The organism is Pseudomonas sp. IT-196MI5, assembly GCF_949767415.1.
In the GTDB taxonomy this organism is placed as follows: Bacteria; Pseudomonadota; Gammaproteobacteria; order Pseudomonadales; family Pseudomonadaceae; genus Aquipseudomonas.
The window spans coordinates 140,490-155,972 of sequence record NZ_CATKPZ010000044.1 but is presented as its reverse complement, the minus strand read 5'-3'; the positions used below and the strand labels follow the sequence as shown (position 1 = coordinate 155,972).

14 protein-coding genes are annotated in these 15,483 nt (G+C 62.2%); 8 read left to right on the top strand and 6 right to left on the bottom strand.

Features of this window, described 5'->3' with window-relative positions; genetic code table 11:
- Nucleotides 1–49 precede the first annotated feature (49 nt).
- Nucleotides 50–685: a pseudouridine synthase gene (locus ACM6IK_RS21625; protein ID WP_414875931.1), complete on the top strand. Its 636-nt coding sequence runs from the start codon at nt 50–52 to the stop codon at nt 683–685.
- On the opposite strand, the gene ACM6IK_RS21620 is transcribed toward ACM6IK_RS21625, so the two are convergent.
- Both ACM6IK_RS21620 and ACM6IK_RS21615 read right to left on the bottom strand, forming a co-directional pair.
- Nucleotides 680–889: a DUF2788 domain-containing protein gene (locus ACM6IK_RS21620; protein WP_003185724.1), complete on the bottom strand. Its 210-nt coding sequence runs from the start codon at nt 887–889 to the stop codon at nt 680–682. The two genes, ACM6IK_RS21625 and ACM6IK_RS21620, sit on opposite strands and share 6 nt — an antisense overlap.
- Nucleotides 890–1,132: 243 nt before the next feature.
- Nucleotides 1,133–1,612 (bottom strand): Lrp/AsnC family transcriptional regulator, encoded by a 480-nt coding sequence (locus tag ACM6IK_RS21615; RefSeq protein ID WP_007937367.1) that lies wholly within the window; start codon nt 1,610–1,612, stop codon nt 1,133–1,135.
- 450 nt (nt 1,613–2,062) lie between these two features.
- On the opposite strand from ACM6IK_RS21615, the gene ACM6IK_RS21610 reads away from it, so the two are divergent.
- Entirely contained in the window at nt 2,063–3,100 is a 1,038-nt protein-coding gene (locus ACM6IK_RS21610) for a DUF6515 family protein (protein WP_414875930.1), read from the top strand.
- On the opposite strand, the gene ACM6IK_RS21605 is transcribed toward ACM6IK_RS21610, so the two are convergent.
- Complete coding sequence (locus ACM6IK_RS21605; RefSeq protein ID WP_414875929.1) at nt 3,094–3,990, bottom strand: cation diffusion facilitator family transporter; 897 nt, start codon at nt 3,988–3,990, stop codon at nt 3,094–3,096. The genes ACM6IK_RS21610 and ACM6IK_RS21605 overlap by 7 nt on opposite strands.
- Before the next feature lie 41 nt (nt 3,991–4,031).
- On the bottom strand, nt 4,032–4,451 hold the full coding sequence (locus tag ACM6IK_RS21600) for a hypothetical protein (protein WP_008022979.1): 420 nt from the start codon (nt 4,449–4,451) through the stop codon (nt 4,032–4,034).
- 109 nt (nt 4,452–4,560) lie between these two features.
- Here ACM6IK_RS21600 and hrpB point away from each other — a divergent pair, with 109 nt between their 5' ends.
- Nucleotides 4,561–7,077, top strand: a complete 2,517-nt coding sequence (hrpB, locus tag ACM6IK_RS21595; protein ID WP_414875928.1) for an ATP-dependent helicase HrpB — start codon at nt 4,561–4,563, stop codon at nt 7,075–7,077.
- A gap of 127 nt (nt 7,078–7,204) precedes the next feature.
- Here the strand turns inward: hrpB and ACM6IK_RS21590 are convergent, their stop codons facing one another.
- Complete coding sequence (locus ACM6IK_RS21590; RefSeq protein ID WP_414875927.1) at nt 7,205–8,134, bottom strand: LysR family transcriptional regulator; 930 nt, start codon at nt 8,132–8,134, stop codon at nt 7,205–7,207.
- A gap of 231 nt (nt 8,135–8,365) precedes the next feature.
- Between ACM6IK_RS21590 and ACM6IK_RS21585 the strand changes: the two genes are divergently transcribed.
- The 5 genes from ACM6IK_RS21585 (at nt 8,366) to ACM6IK_RS21565 (ending at nt 14,266) form a co-directional block, all read left to right on the top strand.
- Nucleotides 8,366–9,856, top strand: a complete 1,491-nt coding sequence (locus tag ACM6IK_RS21585; protein WP_414875926.1) for an aldehyde dehydrogenase — start codon at nt 8,366–8,368, stop codon at nt 9,854–9,856.
- Between the two features lie 21 nt (nt 9,857–9,877).
- Nucleotides 9,878–11,248: an aspartate aminotransferase family protein gene (locus ACM6IK_RS21580; RefSeq protein WP_414875925.1), complete on the top strand. Its 1,371-nt coding sequence runs from the start codon at nt 9,878–9,880 to the stop codon at nt 11,246–11,248.
- Nucleotides 11,249–11,646: 398 nt separating this feature from the next.
- Nucleotides 11,647–12,633, top strand: a complete 987-nt coding sequence (locus ACM6IK_RS21575) for an ABC transporter substrate-binding protein (protein ID WP_414875924.1) — start codon at nt 11,647–11,649, stop codon at nt 12,631–12,633.
- A gap of 8 nt (nt 12,634–12,641) precedes the next feature.
- Entirely contained in the window at nt 12,642–13,445 is an 804-nt protein-coding gene (locus ACM6IK_RS21570; RefSeq protein WP_007990681.1) for an ABC transporter permease, read from the top strand.
- Nucleotides 13,433–14,266, top strand: a complete 834-nt coding sequence (locus ACM6IK_RS21565; protein ID WP_414875923.1) for an ABC transporter ATP-binding protein — start codon at nt 13,433–13,435, stop codon at nt 14,264–14,266. The genes ACM6IK_RS21570 and ACM6IK_RS21565 overlap by 13 nt, the downstream gene beginning before the upstream one ends.
- A gap of 134 nt (nt 14,267–14,400) precedes the next feature.
- Here ACM6IK_RS21565 and ACM6IK_RS21560 read toward each other — a convergent pair whose 3' ends face one another.
- A complete protein-coding gene (locus ACM6IK_RS21560) occupies nt 14,401–15,480 on the bottom strand; it encodes an endonuclease/exonuclease/phosphatase family protein (protein WP_414875922.1) in 1,080 nt (359 codons plus the stop codon).
- Nucleotides 15,481–15,483 lie beyond the last annotated feature (3 nt).

Here is a 15,483-nt window from a genome sequence, read left to right as displayed (position 1 = left end):
GTCAGGCCACTAGCATAGTGAGCCCTGACCGTTAGATGCTCTCTTTGCCATGTCCCGTCCTCAACACCCCGTTTCCCGCCGCCCTGGCGCGAAACCCTCGCCTTCAGCCCCGCGCCGTGTCGCCAAGGCACCGCCGGCCGAGCCGAAACTGATCCTGTTCAACAAACCCTTCGATGTGCTGACGCAATTCAGTGATGGCGAAGGGCGCGCGACCCTCAAGGATTACATCGATGTACCGGGTATCTATCCGGCGGGACGACTGGATCGCGACAGCGAAGGCTTGTTGCTGCTGACCAACGACGGTCAGCTTCAGGCGCGGATCGCCGACCCGAAACACAAGCTGGCCAAGACCTATTGGGTGCAGGTCGAGGGCGAACCGAGCGCCGAGCAATTGCAGCGTTTGCGTGACGGCGTCGAATTGAATGACGGCATGACCTTGCCCGCCGAGGCGCGGCAACTGGACGACCCCGAGTTGTGGCCGCGCAATCCACCGGTGCGCTTTCGTAAAAGCGTGCCGACCAGTTGGCTGGAGTTGGTGATTCGCGAAGGGCGCAACCGCCAGGTGCGGCGCATGACCGCTGCGGTCGGTTTGCCGACCTTGCGTCTGGTGCGGGTCAGAATCGGTGACTGGACGATCGAAGGGCTCGATCAGGGACAGTGGAAAGAAGTGCCGGCGCGCTTATAAGGCGCCGGACTCGATCAGGCCGATCACCACGCTCTTGATCACGAACGCCGCCACGCCCAGGCCCAGCACGAAGAACAGAATGAACGAGCCAAAGCGCCCGGCCTTGGACTTCTTCGCCAGATCCCAGACGATGAAACCCATGAAAATGATCAGGATGCTGACCAGTCCGGTCATCATCCACTCTTCGAAAACGGCAGGATCCATCGAACATCTCCAGCGCGGGCGTGGCTAAAAGGGCGCGGAGAGTATACGCCTGCGCGGGTTCGCGCTGTATTGACCTGCGTCGGTGTGTCGCACCTGTGGCGAGGGGGCTTGCCCCCGTTGGGGTGCGAAGCAGCCCTGAAATCTGCAAGCAGGTTACACCTGACACACCGTATTTGCTGAGTTTGCGACTGCTGCGCAGCCGAACGGGGCGGTGCGGCGTCCCGACAAGCCCCCTCGCCACAATCAGCTACGCAGATGAGTCAAAGGCAGCTCAGTGCTGTTCAAAACCTGATTCAACACAAAACTCGACCGTACACTGGTCACCCCTTCAATCCGGGTCAGATGCCCCAGCAGCAGTTTCTGGTAGTGATCCATGTCCGGCACCACGACCTTGAGTTGATAGTCGGCATCCATTCCGGTCACCAGGCTGCATTCGAGCACTTGGGGCAGGGTGCGGATGGCCGCTTCGAAGTTTTCGAAACGCTCCGGCGTGTGACGGTCCATGCCGATCAGTACATAGGCCGTCAGGCTCAGGCCGAGCATTTTACGGTCGAGCAGGGCGACCTGGCGGGAAATGTAGCCGTCGTCTTCCAGTTGCTTGACCCGCCGCGAGCACGGCGAAGGCGACAGGCCGATGCGCTCGGCCAGCTCCTGGTTGGAGATGCGTGCGTCGCGCTGCAATTCCGCCAAAATACTCAGGTCGTAACGGTCGAGCTTGCTCATCAAACGGTCCTTTGTCGTAACTATTGCGGAGGATTATGTATCTGTGGTTAAAAATTGCGCAAGTGATGTTTAATCAAGCAATCTTCGCAATCCTCTGCCGGCGCTCCCGGCCTATTCTTATCACCAGAATCACTGCTCGGACAAACAGTCCAGTGCGGCTCGCCCAATCAGGCCCGCCGCGGTCGCCACCCCCACCGGGGATGTGCCGGCCCCCGAGCTACACACTGTCCAGAAGACGGCGTGAGGTGAGCCGGCGCCACAAGCGTCGAGCCAGGACGAAGTTCTCCAAGGGGAGGCCGACGGGTCTCCCCTTTTTCTTGCGTGGAATTTGCTGCCGTGAATCAAAGAGCGCCCCTCAATAAATAAGTTGCGTGACAGATAACCTGTAGCAGAACCGGCCGGTGCTTTCCCAGTCTTATGTACAGGCCCTAACCCGCAATGAGGAAAAGCATGAAGTCGCGCATCTGGCGTTTGGCCGGCGTTGGTTTGCTGTGTGTCAGTGTCACCGCGCAAACGATGGCCGATGAGCCACAAAACCATGGCCGTGATGGCGGGCCACACGGCCAGGGCGGGCATCAGGGGGAGAATCAGGGCCATGGTGGCAACGACCAGCCGCATCCGCAAAACGGCCAGCCGCAGAACGAGCCCCGTGTGCAGAACAACGACAACCGCCAGTACGAGCACAACGGCCAGAATCAACATCTGAACAATGGCCAGTGGCAGAACCGTCCGGCGCCGGATTTCAACAGCCGGGTTCGCTCGCCGCCGCCTCCGCCGCAGTTACCGGCCACTGACATGCCGATCCAGCCCCGTCCCGACACCGTGCAGCAGACCCGGCCGCCGCAGCAGGGTGACTACCGGGGCCAGCCGCGTCGCAATAATTACAACCAGCACTGGAATGGCTACACAAACGCACCGTCCTATGACAATCACATGCAGGGGCGCCCGAGTGGATACGGTGCCGGTTGGGGGCCAGGCCCCAGGTATCGCCCCGGCCAGGTGATCGACCGCTTCCCCGAACGCAACTTCCACGTGCCTTACCGTGGCATGGATTACTACTATTCCGGCGGTTACTGGTATCGCCCGCTCGGCCCGCGCTATGAAGTGGTGAAGCCACCGCGCGGGATTCGCGTCAGATACCTGCCCGATTACGCCCAGCAAGTGTTCATCGGCGGGGCATTGCTGTTCCTTGCGGCCGGTTCGTATTACGCCTATGAGGAAAGCACTCAGGACTACGTCGTGGTCGAGCCGCCGGTTGACCAACAACCAGCCGGCAGCAATGGTTATGACGTGGAGGCGTATCCGGCCAACGGTCAGTCGACGGAGCAGGTCGGTCGGGATGGCTACGAGTGTTATCAATACGCGGTGCAGCAGAGCGGTTTCGATCCACGAACCGCCACCTACCAGCCAGCCCCGGCGGTGGTGCAAGACTACCGACAGGCCCAGGGCAACTGCCTGAGCAGTCGCGGTTATCAGGTGAATTACTGAGCCCGGGCGGCTTTCACCACTTCCCGCGGGTCGGCGTGTACCAGCACTTCGGCGCGCGGGTAGGCGTTGTGAATGGCCGCGGCAGCCTGATCGCTGATGCCGTGGGCGACTGACAGCGTCAGTTCCCCCGGCAACTCCAGATGCAACTGCACAAACCACTGGTTGCCGGAGATCCGTGTGCGCAGGTCATGGGCGCCCAACACGCCGGGCACGCTGCACGCCAGTTCCAGCATGTGCTGGCTGACATCCGGCGGCAGTTCTTCATCCATCAACACCGCAAAACTCTCCCGGGCGATCTGTACCGCGCTCCAAAAGATATAAGCGGCGATGCCCAGGCCAAACCAGGCGTCGACCTGATCCCAGCCAAACCCGGCCAGTATCAGCGCCAGCAGAATGCTGCCGTTGAGCAATATGTCCGAACGGTAATGCAGCGAGTCGGCACGCACGGCGTTGGAGCCGGTTGCCTTGACCACCCGATGTTGCAACATCAGCAAGGCCAGGGTCAGGGCGAGCGAGAATACAATCACACCGATGCTGATCCACGGCGCGCCGACCGGTTCGGGGTGTTTCAGCCGATCATAGGCATGCAACGCAATCAGTACCGCACTGCCGCCAATGAACAGCGCCTGGGCCATGCCTGCCAATGACTCAGCTTTGCCGTGCCCGTAGCGATGATCATTGTCAGCGGGGCGCAGGGCGTAATGCACCGCCAGCAGGTTGAGCAATGACGTGACGCCGTCGAGTGCCGAGTCGGTGAGCCCGGCGAGCATGCTCACCGAGCCGCTCAGCCACCAGGCGATGGCTTTGGCGACGATCAGGGTGCACGCCACCGCCACCGAGGCACGGGTCGCCAGCCGCAGCAGGCGGGCGTGTTCGGAGCTGGAGGTCATAGTGGCCATCGTTGTTTGAAGAGTCCTTTTGCGCGCAGGGATTATGCGGCGGGTTGCAGGCCGAACATCGCCAGTTGTTGGGCGCTGCCTTTGCTCTGGATCAGGCGTGGATCGTCCAGCGGGAAGCTGCGGCCCAGTTCGCTTTCCAGAATAGTCTGCAACTTGCGGTTATCGACTTTACCGTCGGGGCCGATGGCATCCTTGAGTTTTTGCGGGTCGACCTGGGCGGTCTTGCCCGGCTCGAAATAAATCGCGCCGGTGGCGAAGTCCACGGCAAACGCGATCAGGCCGGGGATGATGTAGAACAGCAGGCCAACGGCGTCGAGCGCGGCGATGGCCGGGTCGATCTTGCCTTCGATCTGGCCGCGGCGATCGGGGTAGAAGATCGAACCGCAGGCGGTCACTTGAGTCAGCAAGGTTGCGACCAGAACACCGCCAATCAGGCGAAAGGGAGCACGCATATGAAATCTCCTGGGTAATCTCGAAACGAAACGTCGTCGGTATGAATTAAGACCCTGACGAACGCCTGACAGTTCGCCGTTATACTCGGCCCTCTGTTTTGGAGCCAGCATGATTTCTTTGCCGATCGATGAAGTTTTACCCGCCCTGCGTGAAGCCCTCGCTACACGCCACGAAGCCGTGCTCGAAGCGCCGCCCGGTGCCGGTAAAACCACCCGGGTGCCTTTGGCCTTGCTCAACGAGCCGTGGTTGGCCGGGCAGACCATCCTGATGCTCGAACCCCGCCGGTTGGCCGCACGGGCAGCGGCGGAGCGGCTGGCCAGTGAGCTGGGAGAGAAGGTTGGCGAAACCGTGGGTTATCGCATTCGTCTCGACAGCAAGGTCGGCCCCAACACCCGCATCGAAGTGGTCACCGAAGGCATCCTCACCCGGCGCCTGCAGGATGATCCGGCGCTGGAGGGCGTGGGCCTGCTGATCTTCGATGAGTTTCACGAGCGCAGCCTCGACGCTGACCTGGCGCTGGCCCTGAGCCTCAACGGCCGTGAGCTGTTCCGTGATGATCAGCCGCTGAAAATCCTCTTGATGTCGGCCACGCTCGAAGGCGAACGCTTGTCCGGGTTGCTCGACGACGCGCCGATCCTGCGCAGCGAAGGGCGCATGTTCCCGGTGGTGATGCGCTGGGGCCGGGCGTTTCAGGCCGGCGAATTCATCGAGCCGCGCCTGGTGCAGACCATCCTTGAAGCCTTGAACGACGAGACCGGCAGCGTGCTGGTGTTCCTGCCGGGGCAGGCGGAAATCCGGCGTGTGCATCAGCAACTGGCGGATGCGCTGGGCGGTAACCCACAGGTTCTGCTCTGTCCGTTGCACGGTGAACTGGACCTCGCCGCGCAACGGGCCGCGATCGATCCGGCACCGGCGGGCAAGCGCAAAGTGGTGCTGGCCACCAACATCGCCGAAACCAGCTTGACCATCAATGGCGTGCGCGTGGTGATCGATGCCGGGCTGGCGCGGGTGCCGCGTTTCGACCCCGGCAGCGGCATGACCCGTCTCGACACACAACGGATTTCCAAGGCCAGCGCCACCCAGCGAGCGGGCCGGGCCGGGCGACTGGAGCCGGGCGTGTGTTATCGCTTGTGGTCCCAGGACCAGCACGAACAACTGGCGGCCTATGGCAGTGCGGAAATCCTCTCGGCGGACCTCGCTGGACTGGCCTTGCAGCTTGGACGCTGGGGCGTGACACCGGGGCAACTGGTGTGGCTCGACGTGCCGCCAGCCGCCGCTTATGCACAGGCTCAAGATCTGCTCGAACGCCTGGGGGCTCTGGAGGGGGAAGCACTGACCCGTCATGGTCAGGCCATGGCCGAACTGCCGGCGCATCCGCGCATCGCGCATTTGCTGTTGCGCGGCCAGGCGCTGGGTCTGGCGGACATGGCCTGCGACGTCGCGGCGCTGCTCGGCGAGCGCGATATCTTGCGTGGCGGCGGGGCGGACTTGCACAGCCGACTGGTGCTGTTGTCGGGCGAAGAACGCGCTGCACGCGGTGCTCAGGGGGGCGTGCAACGCGCACGGCAACTGGCGCGGCAGTATCGTGGTTACCTGCGCGGCAAAGCCTCGGAGCCGGTCAGCGATCCGGATCACCCGCGCTGGCTCGGTGCATTGCTGGCGCTGGCCTATCCCGACCGCGTCGCCCAACAACGGCGCGCCGGTGGTGCGGAATATCGCTTGGCCAACGGACGTGCCGCACTGTTCGCCGAGGCCGACAGCCTCATGAAGCAACCGTGGCTGGTAATCGCCGATCTGGGCAGTCGCCAGGGCCAGCGTGAAGAGCGGATTTACCTGGCGACGGACTTCGATCCGGCGCTCTTCGATTCAGTGCTGGCCGAGCAGGTTCGCTGCGTCGATCAACTGGATTGGGATGAGCGTGAAGGGGTGCTGCGGGCCGAGCGTCAGCGCAAAGTCGGTGAGTTGGTTCTCAGTCGCGAACCCCTGACCGGCCTCGACGAAACCGCCCGCAGCCAGGCACTGGTGAACCTGGTGCGACGCAAAGGCCTGGAGCTGTTGCCGTGGACCCCGGAGCTGCGTCAGTGGCAGGCGCGGGTCGCGTTGTTGCGGCAACTGGACCTCGCTGGCAAGGGCGAGAGCGAGTGGCCGGATGTCAGCGACGCGGCGTTGCTCAAGAGTCTGGAACACTGGCTGATGCCTTATCTGGGCAAGGTGTCGCGACTCAGTCACTTCGCCAATCTGGAGCTGTCGAGCATCGTCCACAACCTGCTGCCGTGGCCGCTGCCGCAGCGGCTGGACGAACTGGCGCCGCATCATTTGAGCGTGCCGTCGGGCTCGTCGATTCGTCTGGACTACAGCGAACAGCCGCCGATTCTGGCGGTGCGTTTGCAGGAGTTGTTTGGCCTCGCCGAAACCCCGCGCATCGCCGGGGGCCGACAGGTAGTCAAGCTGCATCTGCTGTCACCGGCGCGGCGACCGGTGCAGGTGACTCAAGACCTGGCGAACTTCTGGCGCAGCACCTATGCCGAGGTGAAGAAGGATCTGAAGGGGCGTTATCCCAAACACTACTGGCCGGATGATCCGCTGGTGGCCGAGGCCACTGCGCGGATCAAACCGCGTAAATAAATCAAACGCCGATAGGACGCTGCACGCATTCCCTGTAGGAGCCGGCTTGCCGGCGAAGAGGTCCTTGAGACTTGCATCGGCCTTGATGACGCCTTCGCTGGCAAGTCGGATCGCCGCACCGCAGCTACTACAATTGGGTGCGTGAGCTTTCGGATTTGGCGGTCAGTTGTTCGCGGCAATAGTCCGCGAACAACTGCGCCGGCTTGGTCAGTTGCCCGCGCTTGAGCCAGGCCGCTACCAACCCTGAACCGGTGACGTCTTCGGCAATGTCCACGCACACCACTTTCTGCCCGTCGTAGGTGCACTCCGAATGCGGCTTGGTCACCAGGATCGAAAAACCGAACCCCTGGCCGACCATGCCGCGCACCATCTCGATCGATGGCGAGCTGAAGGCGATGCGTGGGGTCAGTCCCAACTCGTCAAACAGGCTGACGAAATAAGTCCGGCTCGGCTGCACGTCGAGCAGGATCATCGGTTCCAGGCACAAGTCACGCAGGGACACCTGCGGCTGCTGGGCAAAGCGGTGATCGGCCGGCAGCAGGGCATAGGGACGTTGTGCCGGCATCAGCGGTTCGGTCTGGATGGTGCCGTCAAGTTCGTGTTCATAGAGGATCGCCAGATCGAAGGCGCCAGACGTCAGCCCTTGCACCAATTCCTGTTGCTCGCCGTCGCGAATGCGGATTTCCACGCCCGGATACAACGCCGAGAACCCCGCCATCAGTTGCGGCAGGTACAGCGGCGCCACGGTTTCAAAGCAGCCAATATCGATCTGCCCGGACACCACATCGTTGTCGGCCAGGGCGTTCTGTTCGAACTCCCTGGCCATGCGCAGCAGTTCCTGGGCTTTGCGATAGAAGCGCGCACCGCTGGGGGTCAATGACACGCCCTGGGCGTGGTGGCGGATCAGCAATTGCACGCCGAAGCTGTCTTCCAGGCCTTTGATGGCCGTGGAGATCGAAGGCTGGGCGATGTATAGCTTGCGCGAGGCTTCGGCGACGCTGCCGCATTCGACGGTGGTGATGAAGTATTTCAGTTGACGCAGATTGTAGGCAGCCACAGCAAACCTCGAGGGAGAACGGATCAGGCATCCTGGCAATTTGCGCGCCCCCCCTATCCTAACCACTCGGGCAGCGATTTGTTGTGGTTGAACAATAACCACATGCGGCACCAGAAGGGAGATTGGCTACGTAGTTTTTTCTTGGCCTGCGAACACATTTTTACTGGTTTTCCACCGCTTGGGCCTGAGCGACTATCCAATACACAAGAATGTCCTCTGGAGCATCTGAACGTGTTCGAGCTTGAGTATTGGCAACGCAAGGCCGCTTCCCTGCGGTTTCCCGACCAGGCCGTGATCGACGGCCAGCGCCGCGCGGCGCAGTCGGGACAGACTTTCGCCGCGATCAACCCTGCCACCGGGCAATGCCTGGCCAACGTTGCCGCCTGCGGCGAAGAAGATGTGGACGCGGCGGTGCGTAATGCGCGGCAGGTCTTCGAGGCTGGCACCTGGGCGGCGCGCTCGCCGGCCGAACGCAAGCAGGTGCTGTTGCACCTGGCCGACTTGATCCTCGACAACCGTGAAGAGCTGGCGCTGCTCGACTCGCTGAACATGGGCAAACCCGTCGCCGATGCCTACAACATCGACGTGCCGGGTGCCGCTGGAGTGTTCCGCTGGTACGCCGAAAGCCTCGACAAACTCTACGACCAGGTCGCGCCGAGTGCGCAGAACGTGCTGGCGACCATCACCCGTGAAGCCCTCGGCGTGGTGGCTGCCGTGGTGCCGTGGAATTTTCCGCTGGACATGGCCGCGTGGAAACTCGCTCCGGCCCTGGCGTCGGGCAACTCGGTGATCCTCAAACCGGCCGAGCAATCGCCATTTTCGGCCCTGCGCCTGGCTGAGCTGGCGCTGGAAGCCGGTGTACCTGCGGGTGTGTTGAACGTGCTGCCGGGCCTCGGCGAGCAGACCGGCAAGGCCCTGGGCCTGCACCCGGACGTCGATTGCCTGGTGTTCACCGGCTCCACCGAAGTCGGCAAATATTTCATGCAGTACTCGGCCCAGTCGAACCTCAAGCAGGTGTGGCTGGAATGCGGTGGCAAGAGTGCGAACCTGGTGTTCGCCGATTGCCAGGACCTGGATCTGGCGGCCGAGAAAGCCGCATTCGGCATCTTCTTCAATCAGGGGGAAGTCTGCTCGGCCAACTCGCGGTTGCTGGTGCAGCGCTCGATTCATGACCAATTCGTCGAACGCCTCAAGGCCCAGGCCGAGCGCTGGTTGCCGGGCGATCCGCTGGACCCGTCGAGCGCCGCCGGAGCCATCGTCGACAGCCGTCAGACCGCGCGCATCATGAAGTTCATCCAGCAGGCCGAGCAGCAAGGCGCGAGCAAAGTCTGTGGCGGTCGGCAGTCGATATTCAACGGCTCGGACAACTTCATCCAGCCGACGATTTTCACCGGCGTGACCCCGGACATGCCGCTGTTTCGCGATGAAGTGTTCGGCCCGGTGCTGGCGATTACGGCGTTCGACGACGAGGCCCACGCCCTGCAACTGGCCAACGACAGCGTCTACGGTCTGGCGGCTTCGCTGTGGACCGACGACCTCAATCGCGCTCACCGTGTGGCGCGACAATTGCGGGCCGGTACGGTGTCGGTCAACAGCGTCGATGCGCTGGACGTGACGGTGCCTTTTGGCGGCGGCAAGCAGTCAGGTTTCGGTCGCGACCTGTCCCTGCATTCATTCGATAAATACACCCAGTTGAAGACCACCTGGTTTCAATTGCGCTGATAACAAAACGGAGAACTGGCGATGACCACACCACGTGACACCCGCGACTACCAGGCCGCCGACGCTGCGCACCACATCCATGCGTTCGTCGATCAGAAAGCCCTCAATGACGAGGGGCCACGGGTGATGGTCCGTGGCGAGCGCCTGCACCTGTGGGACAACGATGGCCGGCGTTACCTCGACGGCATGTCCGGGCTGTGGTGCACCAACCTCGGTTACGGGCGCAAGGACCTGGCGGCCGCGGCGAGCCGGCAGTTGGAACAGCTGCCGTACTACAACATGTTTTTCCACACCACCCACCCGCAGGTGATCGAACTCTCCGAGTTGCTGTTCAGCCTGCTGCCGGATCACTACAGCCACGCGATCTATACCAACTCCGGCTCCGAAGCCAACGAGGTGTTGATCCGCACGGTGCGTCGCTATTGGCAGGTGCTCGGCAAGCCCGAGAAGAAAATCATGATCGGCCGCTGGAACGGATACCACGGTTCGACCCTGGCCGCGACGGCACTGGGCGGTATGAAATTCATGCACGAAATGGGCGGCATGATTCCAGACATCGAGCACATCGACGAGCCGTACTTCTTCGCTCACGAGGGCAACCTGACGCCGGCGGAATTCGGTCTGCGCGCAGCGCAACAGCTGGAAGCGAAGATTCTCGAACTGGGCGCCGACAAGGTCGCAGGCTTCATCGCCGAACCGTTCCAGGGCGCGGGCGGGATGATCTTCCCGCCCGAAAGCTACTGGCCGGAAATCCAGCGCATCTGCCGCAAGTACGACGTGCTGCTGTGCGCCGATGAAGTGATCGGTGGCTTTGGTCGCACCGGCGAGTGGTTCGCCCACGAGTACTTCGGTTTCGAGCCGGACACCCTGTCCATCGCCAAGGGCCTGACCTCGGGCTACATCCCCATGGGCGGCTTGATCCTGTCGAAAAAAATGGCCTCGGTGCTGGTGGAGCAGGGCGGCGTGTTTGCCCACGGCCTGACCTATTCCGGGCACCCGGTGGCGGCGGCGGTGGCGATTGCCAACCTCAAGGTGCTACGTGATGAAGGCGTGGTGACGCGGGTCAAGGATGACATTGGTCCGTACCTGCAACAGTGCCTGCGCGAAGTGTTCGGCAAGCACCCGCTGGTGGGTGACATCCAGGGCACCGGCATGGTCGCGGCGTTGCAACTGGCCGAAGACAAATCCACTCGCAAGCGTTTCGCCAACGAGAACGACATCGCCTGGCGCTGCCGTACGATTGGTTTTGAAGAGGGGGTGATCATTCGCTCGACCCTGGGCCGGATGATCATGGCGCCGGCATTGATTGCCAGCCGTGAAGAGATTGATGAGCTGATCGCCAAGACCTTGAACGCGGTGGATCGCACGGCGCAGGAATACGGTCGGCTCTGAGATTGCTGGAAGGTCCTGCGGACCTTATCGCGAGCAGGCTCGCTCCTACATTGGATTTGTGCCGATCATCGGAAACGAGGGCGACATAGACCCCCTGTAGGAGCGAGCCTGCTCGCGATTGCTTTTGTCGAATCAAACTACTTCTCAAGTCTTGCACCCACCTCGGGCATCCCCGCCCACAGCGCTCTTTCACGGTGCGCGCTAACGAGTTTTTTCATCGTTCGCATCCACATATTTCCTCATTTTCCTAATCCCGCCCTTGGGCCAACATCGATCTCCCCAGCCAGCCCAATGCTGCATGCCGAAGGGTCCATCAGAGACCACAGGCCGCAGCTGCATGAGGGCCGTTGGCCGTACTGCCCATGACAAAACCAAATCAACAGCTTTGGGAGTGCTCCATGATCAAGTCCTTGCTTACCCGCGTTGCCCAGCCACTGGCGGTCACCGCCATCGCCGCCTCGGTCGCTACCAGCGCCCAGGCCGGCACCCTGTCCATCGGTCATACCACCTGGGTCGGCTACGGCACCCTGTACCTGGCCCAGGACCTTGGCTACTTCAAGGAAAACGGTTTGACCGTCGAGTTGCCGGTGGTCGAGGAAGCGGCGATGTACATGGCCGCACAGGCTTCCGGCGAGTTGTCCGGCTCGGCGTCGACCATCGACGAGGTGCTCAAATACCGTCCGCAATTCTGCTTCAAGGCCGTGGCCGCACTGGACGACAGCCATGGTGGCGACGGCGTGCTGGTCGGCAAGGACGTCAAGAGCCTGCAGGAACTCAAGGGCAAGGCCGTTGCGGTCAACGAAGGTTCGACCTCGCAGTTCTGGCTGTCGTATCTGTTGAAAAAACACGGCATGAGCATGAGCGACATCACCGTGCAGAACATGACGGCCGACGACGCCGCCACCGCGTTCATCGCCGGTCGCGTGCCGGCCGCCGTGACCTGGGAGCCGCACCTGTCGATGGTTCGCGACAAGCAGCAGGGCAAGGTGCTGATCGACAGCAGCAGCACGCCGGGCGTGATTGTCGACGTGGTCGCACTGAACTGCACCGTCATCGAAAAACAGCCGGAAGACGTCAAGGCCCTGGTGACTGGTTTGTACAAGGCCGTGCAGTACACCAAGGATCATCCGCAGGAAGCCTACAAAATCATGGCCAAGGGCGTTGGCGGTTACCTGGCCGATCCGAAGGAGCTGGAAGCCGCCGCCCAGGGCGTGCGCTTCTACGATCAGGCCATGAGCGAAAAACTCCTGGGCGCACCGGGCAAACCGGGTGACAGCGCGCCGCTGATCAAACTGGCCAACGAGACCGCCAGTGAGCTGCAAGGCAAACCCTACAACGTCAGTAATGACGACCTGATCGACAACCGCTTCGTCACCCCGCTCTAGGAGGCTGCATGTTCAAGCGCAATTCATGGCTGAGCCGCTGCATCACGCCCAAGACCGGTCTGCCGGTCTCGGTGATCTGGAGTGCGAGCGGGTTGGCCTGGGTGCTGTTGGTCGGCCTGTGGGCCGGCTTGTCCTACGGTGGCGTGGTACCGGGCATGTTTCTGCCGACGCCGGGTGCGGTGGTCGAGGCCGCCGTGCGCCTCGGTCGCGACGGCACTCTCGGCCAGCATGTGTGGGCCAGCGTCGAAGTGGTGATGGTCGGCTTCATCGTGTCGTCCCTGGTGGCAGTGCCGCTGGGACTGTTGATGGGCAGCTTCCGCATCGTGCAGGCCTTTCTTGAGCCGCTGGTGAATTTCATTCGTTACCTGCCGGTGACCTCGTTCGTGCCGCTGTTCATCCTGTGGATCGGCATCGGTCTGGAGCAGCGGGTGTCGGTGATCATTTTCGGCGTGTTCTTCCAGCAACTGGTGATGATCGCGGACGTGTCCAAAGGCATCTCCAAGGACCTGATCAATGCCTCCTACACCCTCGGTTCCAATCGCCGCGATGCGGTGCTGCATGTGATCGCCCCGGCTTCCCTGCCAGGCGTGCTCGACACCTTGCGGGTGACCATGGGCTGGGCCTGGACTTACCTGGTGGTGGCTGAACTGGTCGCCGCTTCCAGTGGCCTGGGTTACCTGAGCCTCAAGGCCATGCGTGGCTTCCAGGTGGATGTGATTTTCCTCGCCATCGCGATCATCGGCCTGCTAGGCCTGGTCACCGATCAACTGTTCCGTTTCCTACGCCTGAGGATTACCGCATGGGCTCAGTAACCGCCGCCACTCATCGTTTTGTCGCCCCTCAGGCTGCCCCGGTGAACGCGCCTCGGCTGCAGGTGGATAAGGTCAGTCTGCGTTACAAGAAACCCGATGGCGGCACGTTCACCGCGTTGGAGGAGGTGTCGTTCGAGGTGCCGGACCAGCAATTTGCGGTACTGGTCGGGCCTTCGGGTTGCGGCAAGTCGAGCCTGTTGTACCTCACCGCCGGCCTGGCCGAACCGACCTCAGGCGAGATTTACGTCGGCGGCCAACAGGTGGACGGCCCCGGTGCGGATCGCGGCATGGTGTTCCAGAGCTACACGCTGTTCCCGTGGTTGACGGTGCGCCAGAACGTCGAATTCGGTCTCAAGCGGCGCGGCATGCCGGCGGCGCAACGCAAGGACATCGTCGATTACTACGTCAATGAGGTGGGACTGAGCGGCTTTGCCGACAACTACGCCAAGCAGTTGTCCGGCGGGATGATGCAGCGCGTGGCGATTGCCCGCGCGCTGGCCAACGACCCGCAGATCCTGCTGATGGACGAGCCCTTCGGTGCCCTCGACAGCCAGACGCGCCTGCAAATGCAGCAGTTGTTGCTGCGGGTGTGGGGCAACAGCAAGAAGACGGTGTTGTTCGTGACCCACGACATCGACGAGGCGATTCTGTTGGGCGACCGGGTGTACGTGATGGGCGCCAGGCCGGGGCGGATCAAGCAGATTCTGGATGTGCCGATCGAGCGTCCACGCAACCTGGACATGGTCATGGAGCGCTCGTTCATCGAGATGAAGCGCGAGATCTTCGGGCTGCTGCATGATGATCTGGAGGCGGTGCATTAAGCCGGGCATACACAGACCCTGTGGGAGCGAGCTTGCTCGCGATGGCGGCGGCACATTCAACACATCTGTGTCTGATGGACCGCTATCGCGAGCAAGCTCGCTCCCACAGGTTTGTGTCTGACTTGAATGAGGTGCTACGGCACAACCGGCAACAGGAACCGCGCAATCACCGGCAAGTGATCGGAGATGCGCAACGTATCATCCTGCCGCACCATTGCCTCGACCCGTTTGATCCGCGGGCTGTAGAACAGGTAGTCGACGGTCCGGTCCGGGCCGTTCAGCCCGGGATCGTTCGGGTAATGGGTCAGCCAGCGCTCGCGGTCGATACCACTGGCTTCGTTGTTGGTCGGGATCATCGGGTACTTGTCCCACAGGATGTGCAACGGGCTGTCGGCGGAGTAGGGCGCGCGTTGCGCATCGGGCAGGCGTCGATACTGGCCCAGCGGTAACAGGTTGAAATCCCCGCCGATCAGCCACGGCGTGCCACGGCTTTCGAATTTATCGAGGGCCCTGGCTACGGCGGTTATCTGGTTTTGCAAGGTCTTGTCAGCTTGGGTAGCGCGGTCCAGATGGGTATTGAGTACCGCTATTTGTCCGCCATCACTCAACGGCAAGTAGCTCACCAGCAAGGCGTCTTTGGGTTTGAATTGACGGCTGAGCGGATTGCCCGAGGTGATGGGCAGTTGCAGGCGTTCGGCATGTTCGATCTGGTAACGGCTCAGCGTCGCCAGTTGCCGGCCGACGCTGCCGAAGATGTGCGGGTTCGGCACGAAGTCGGCCTTCCAGTCGAACGCGCTGGTGCCACAGGGATACAAGTCGGCGAGCCGTTCTTGCAGCAGTTTGAGCTGGTGCTGGTAATCGCTGGCCTTGGCACCGTCGTCCAGTTCCTGCAACAGCACGATGTCCGGTTGTTCGTCGCGAATCACCCGCGCCACTTCGTCGAGGCTGAAGGCCATGTCTTCCAGTGTGGGACGTTCATCGGTGCCGGCGGCCAGGTCATTCCAGAACACGTAACGCTTGCCGGCCAGGTACTGGACGTTCCAGGTCATCACCTTCAGCGCCTGTCCGGGGACCAGGGTGGGGGCCTGGGCACTGCAACTGACGGGCAATACTTCTTTGGCGTCGGGACGCCAGGTCAGGCTGTAGATCATCACGACGATCAGGCCGATCACGATCAGCAGGCCCAGCAGGGTGTAGCGCAGTAGACGGGTCATGGC

Coding starts and splice junctions, on each gene's coding strand:
- ACM6IK_RS21625 (WP_414875931.1), top strand. CDS start 50: ATGTCCCGTCCTCAACACCCCGTTTCCCGCCGCCCTGGCGCGAAACCC.
- ACM6IK_RS21620 (WP_003185724.1), bottom strand. CDS start 889: ATGGATCCTGCCGTTTTCGAAGAGTGGATGATGACCGGACTGGTCAGC.
- ACM6IK_RS21615 (WP_007937367.1), bottom strand. CDS start 1,612: ATGAGCAAGCTCGACCGTTACGACCTGAGTATTTTGGCGGAATTGCAG.
- ACM6IK_RS21610 (WP_414875930.1), top strand. CDS start 2,063: ATGAAGTCGCGCATCTGGCGTTTGGCCGGCGTTGGTTTGCTGTGTGTC.
- ACM6IK_RS21605 (WP_414875929.1), bottom strand. CDS start 3,990: ATGACCTCCAGCTCCGAACACGCCCGCCTGCTGCGGCTGGCGACCCGT.
- ACM6IK_RS21600 (WP_008022979.1), bottom strand. CDS start 4,451: ATGCGTGCTCCCTTTCGCCTGATTGGCGGTGTTCTGGTCGCAACCTTG.
- hrpB (WP_414875928.1), top strand. CDS start 4,561: ATGATTTCTTTGCCGATCGATGAAGTTTTACCCGCCCTGCGTGAAGCC.
- ACM6IK_RS21580 (WP_414875925.1), top strand. CDS start 9,878: ATGACCACACCACGTGACACCCGCGACTACCAGGCCGCCGACGCTGCG.
- ACM6IK_RS21575 (WP_414875924.1), top strand. CDS start 11,647: ATGATCAAGTCCTTGCTTACCCGCGTTGCCCAGCCACTGGCGGTCACC.
- ACM6IK_RS21570 (WP_007990681.1), top strand. CDS start 12,642: ATGTTCAAGCGCAATTCATGGCTGAGCCGCTGCATCACGCCCAAGACC.
- ACM6IK_RS21565 (WP_414875923.1), top strand. CDS start 13,433: ATGGGCTCAGTAACCGCCGCCACTCATCGTTTTGTCGCCCCTCAGGCT.
- ACM6IK_RS21560 (WP_414875922.1), bottom strand. CDS start 15,480: ATGACCCGTCTACTGCGCTACACCCTGCTGGGCCTGCTGATCGTGATC.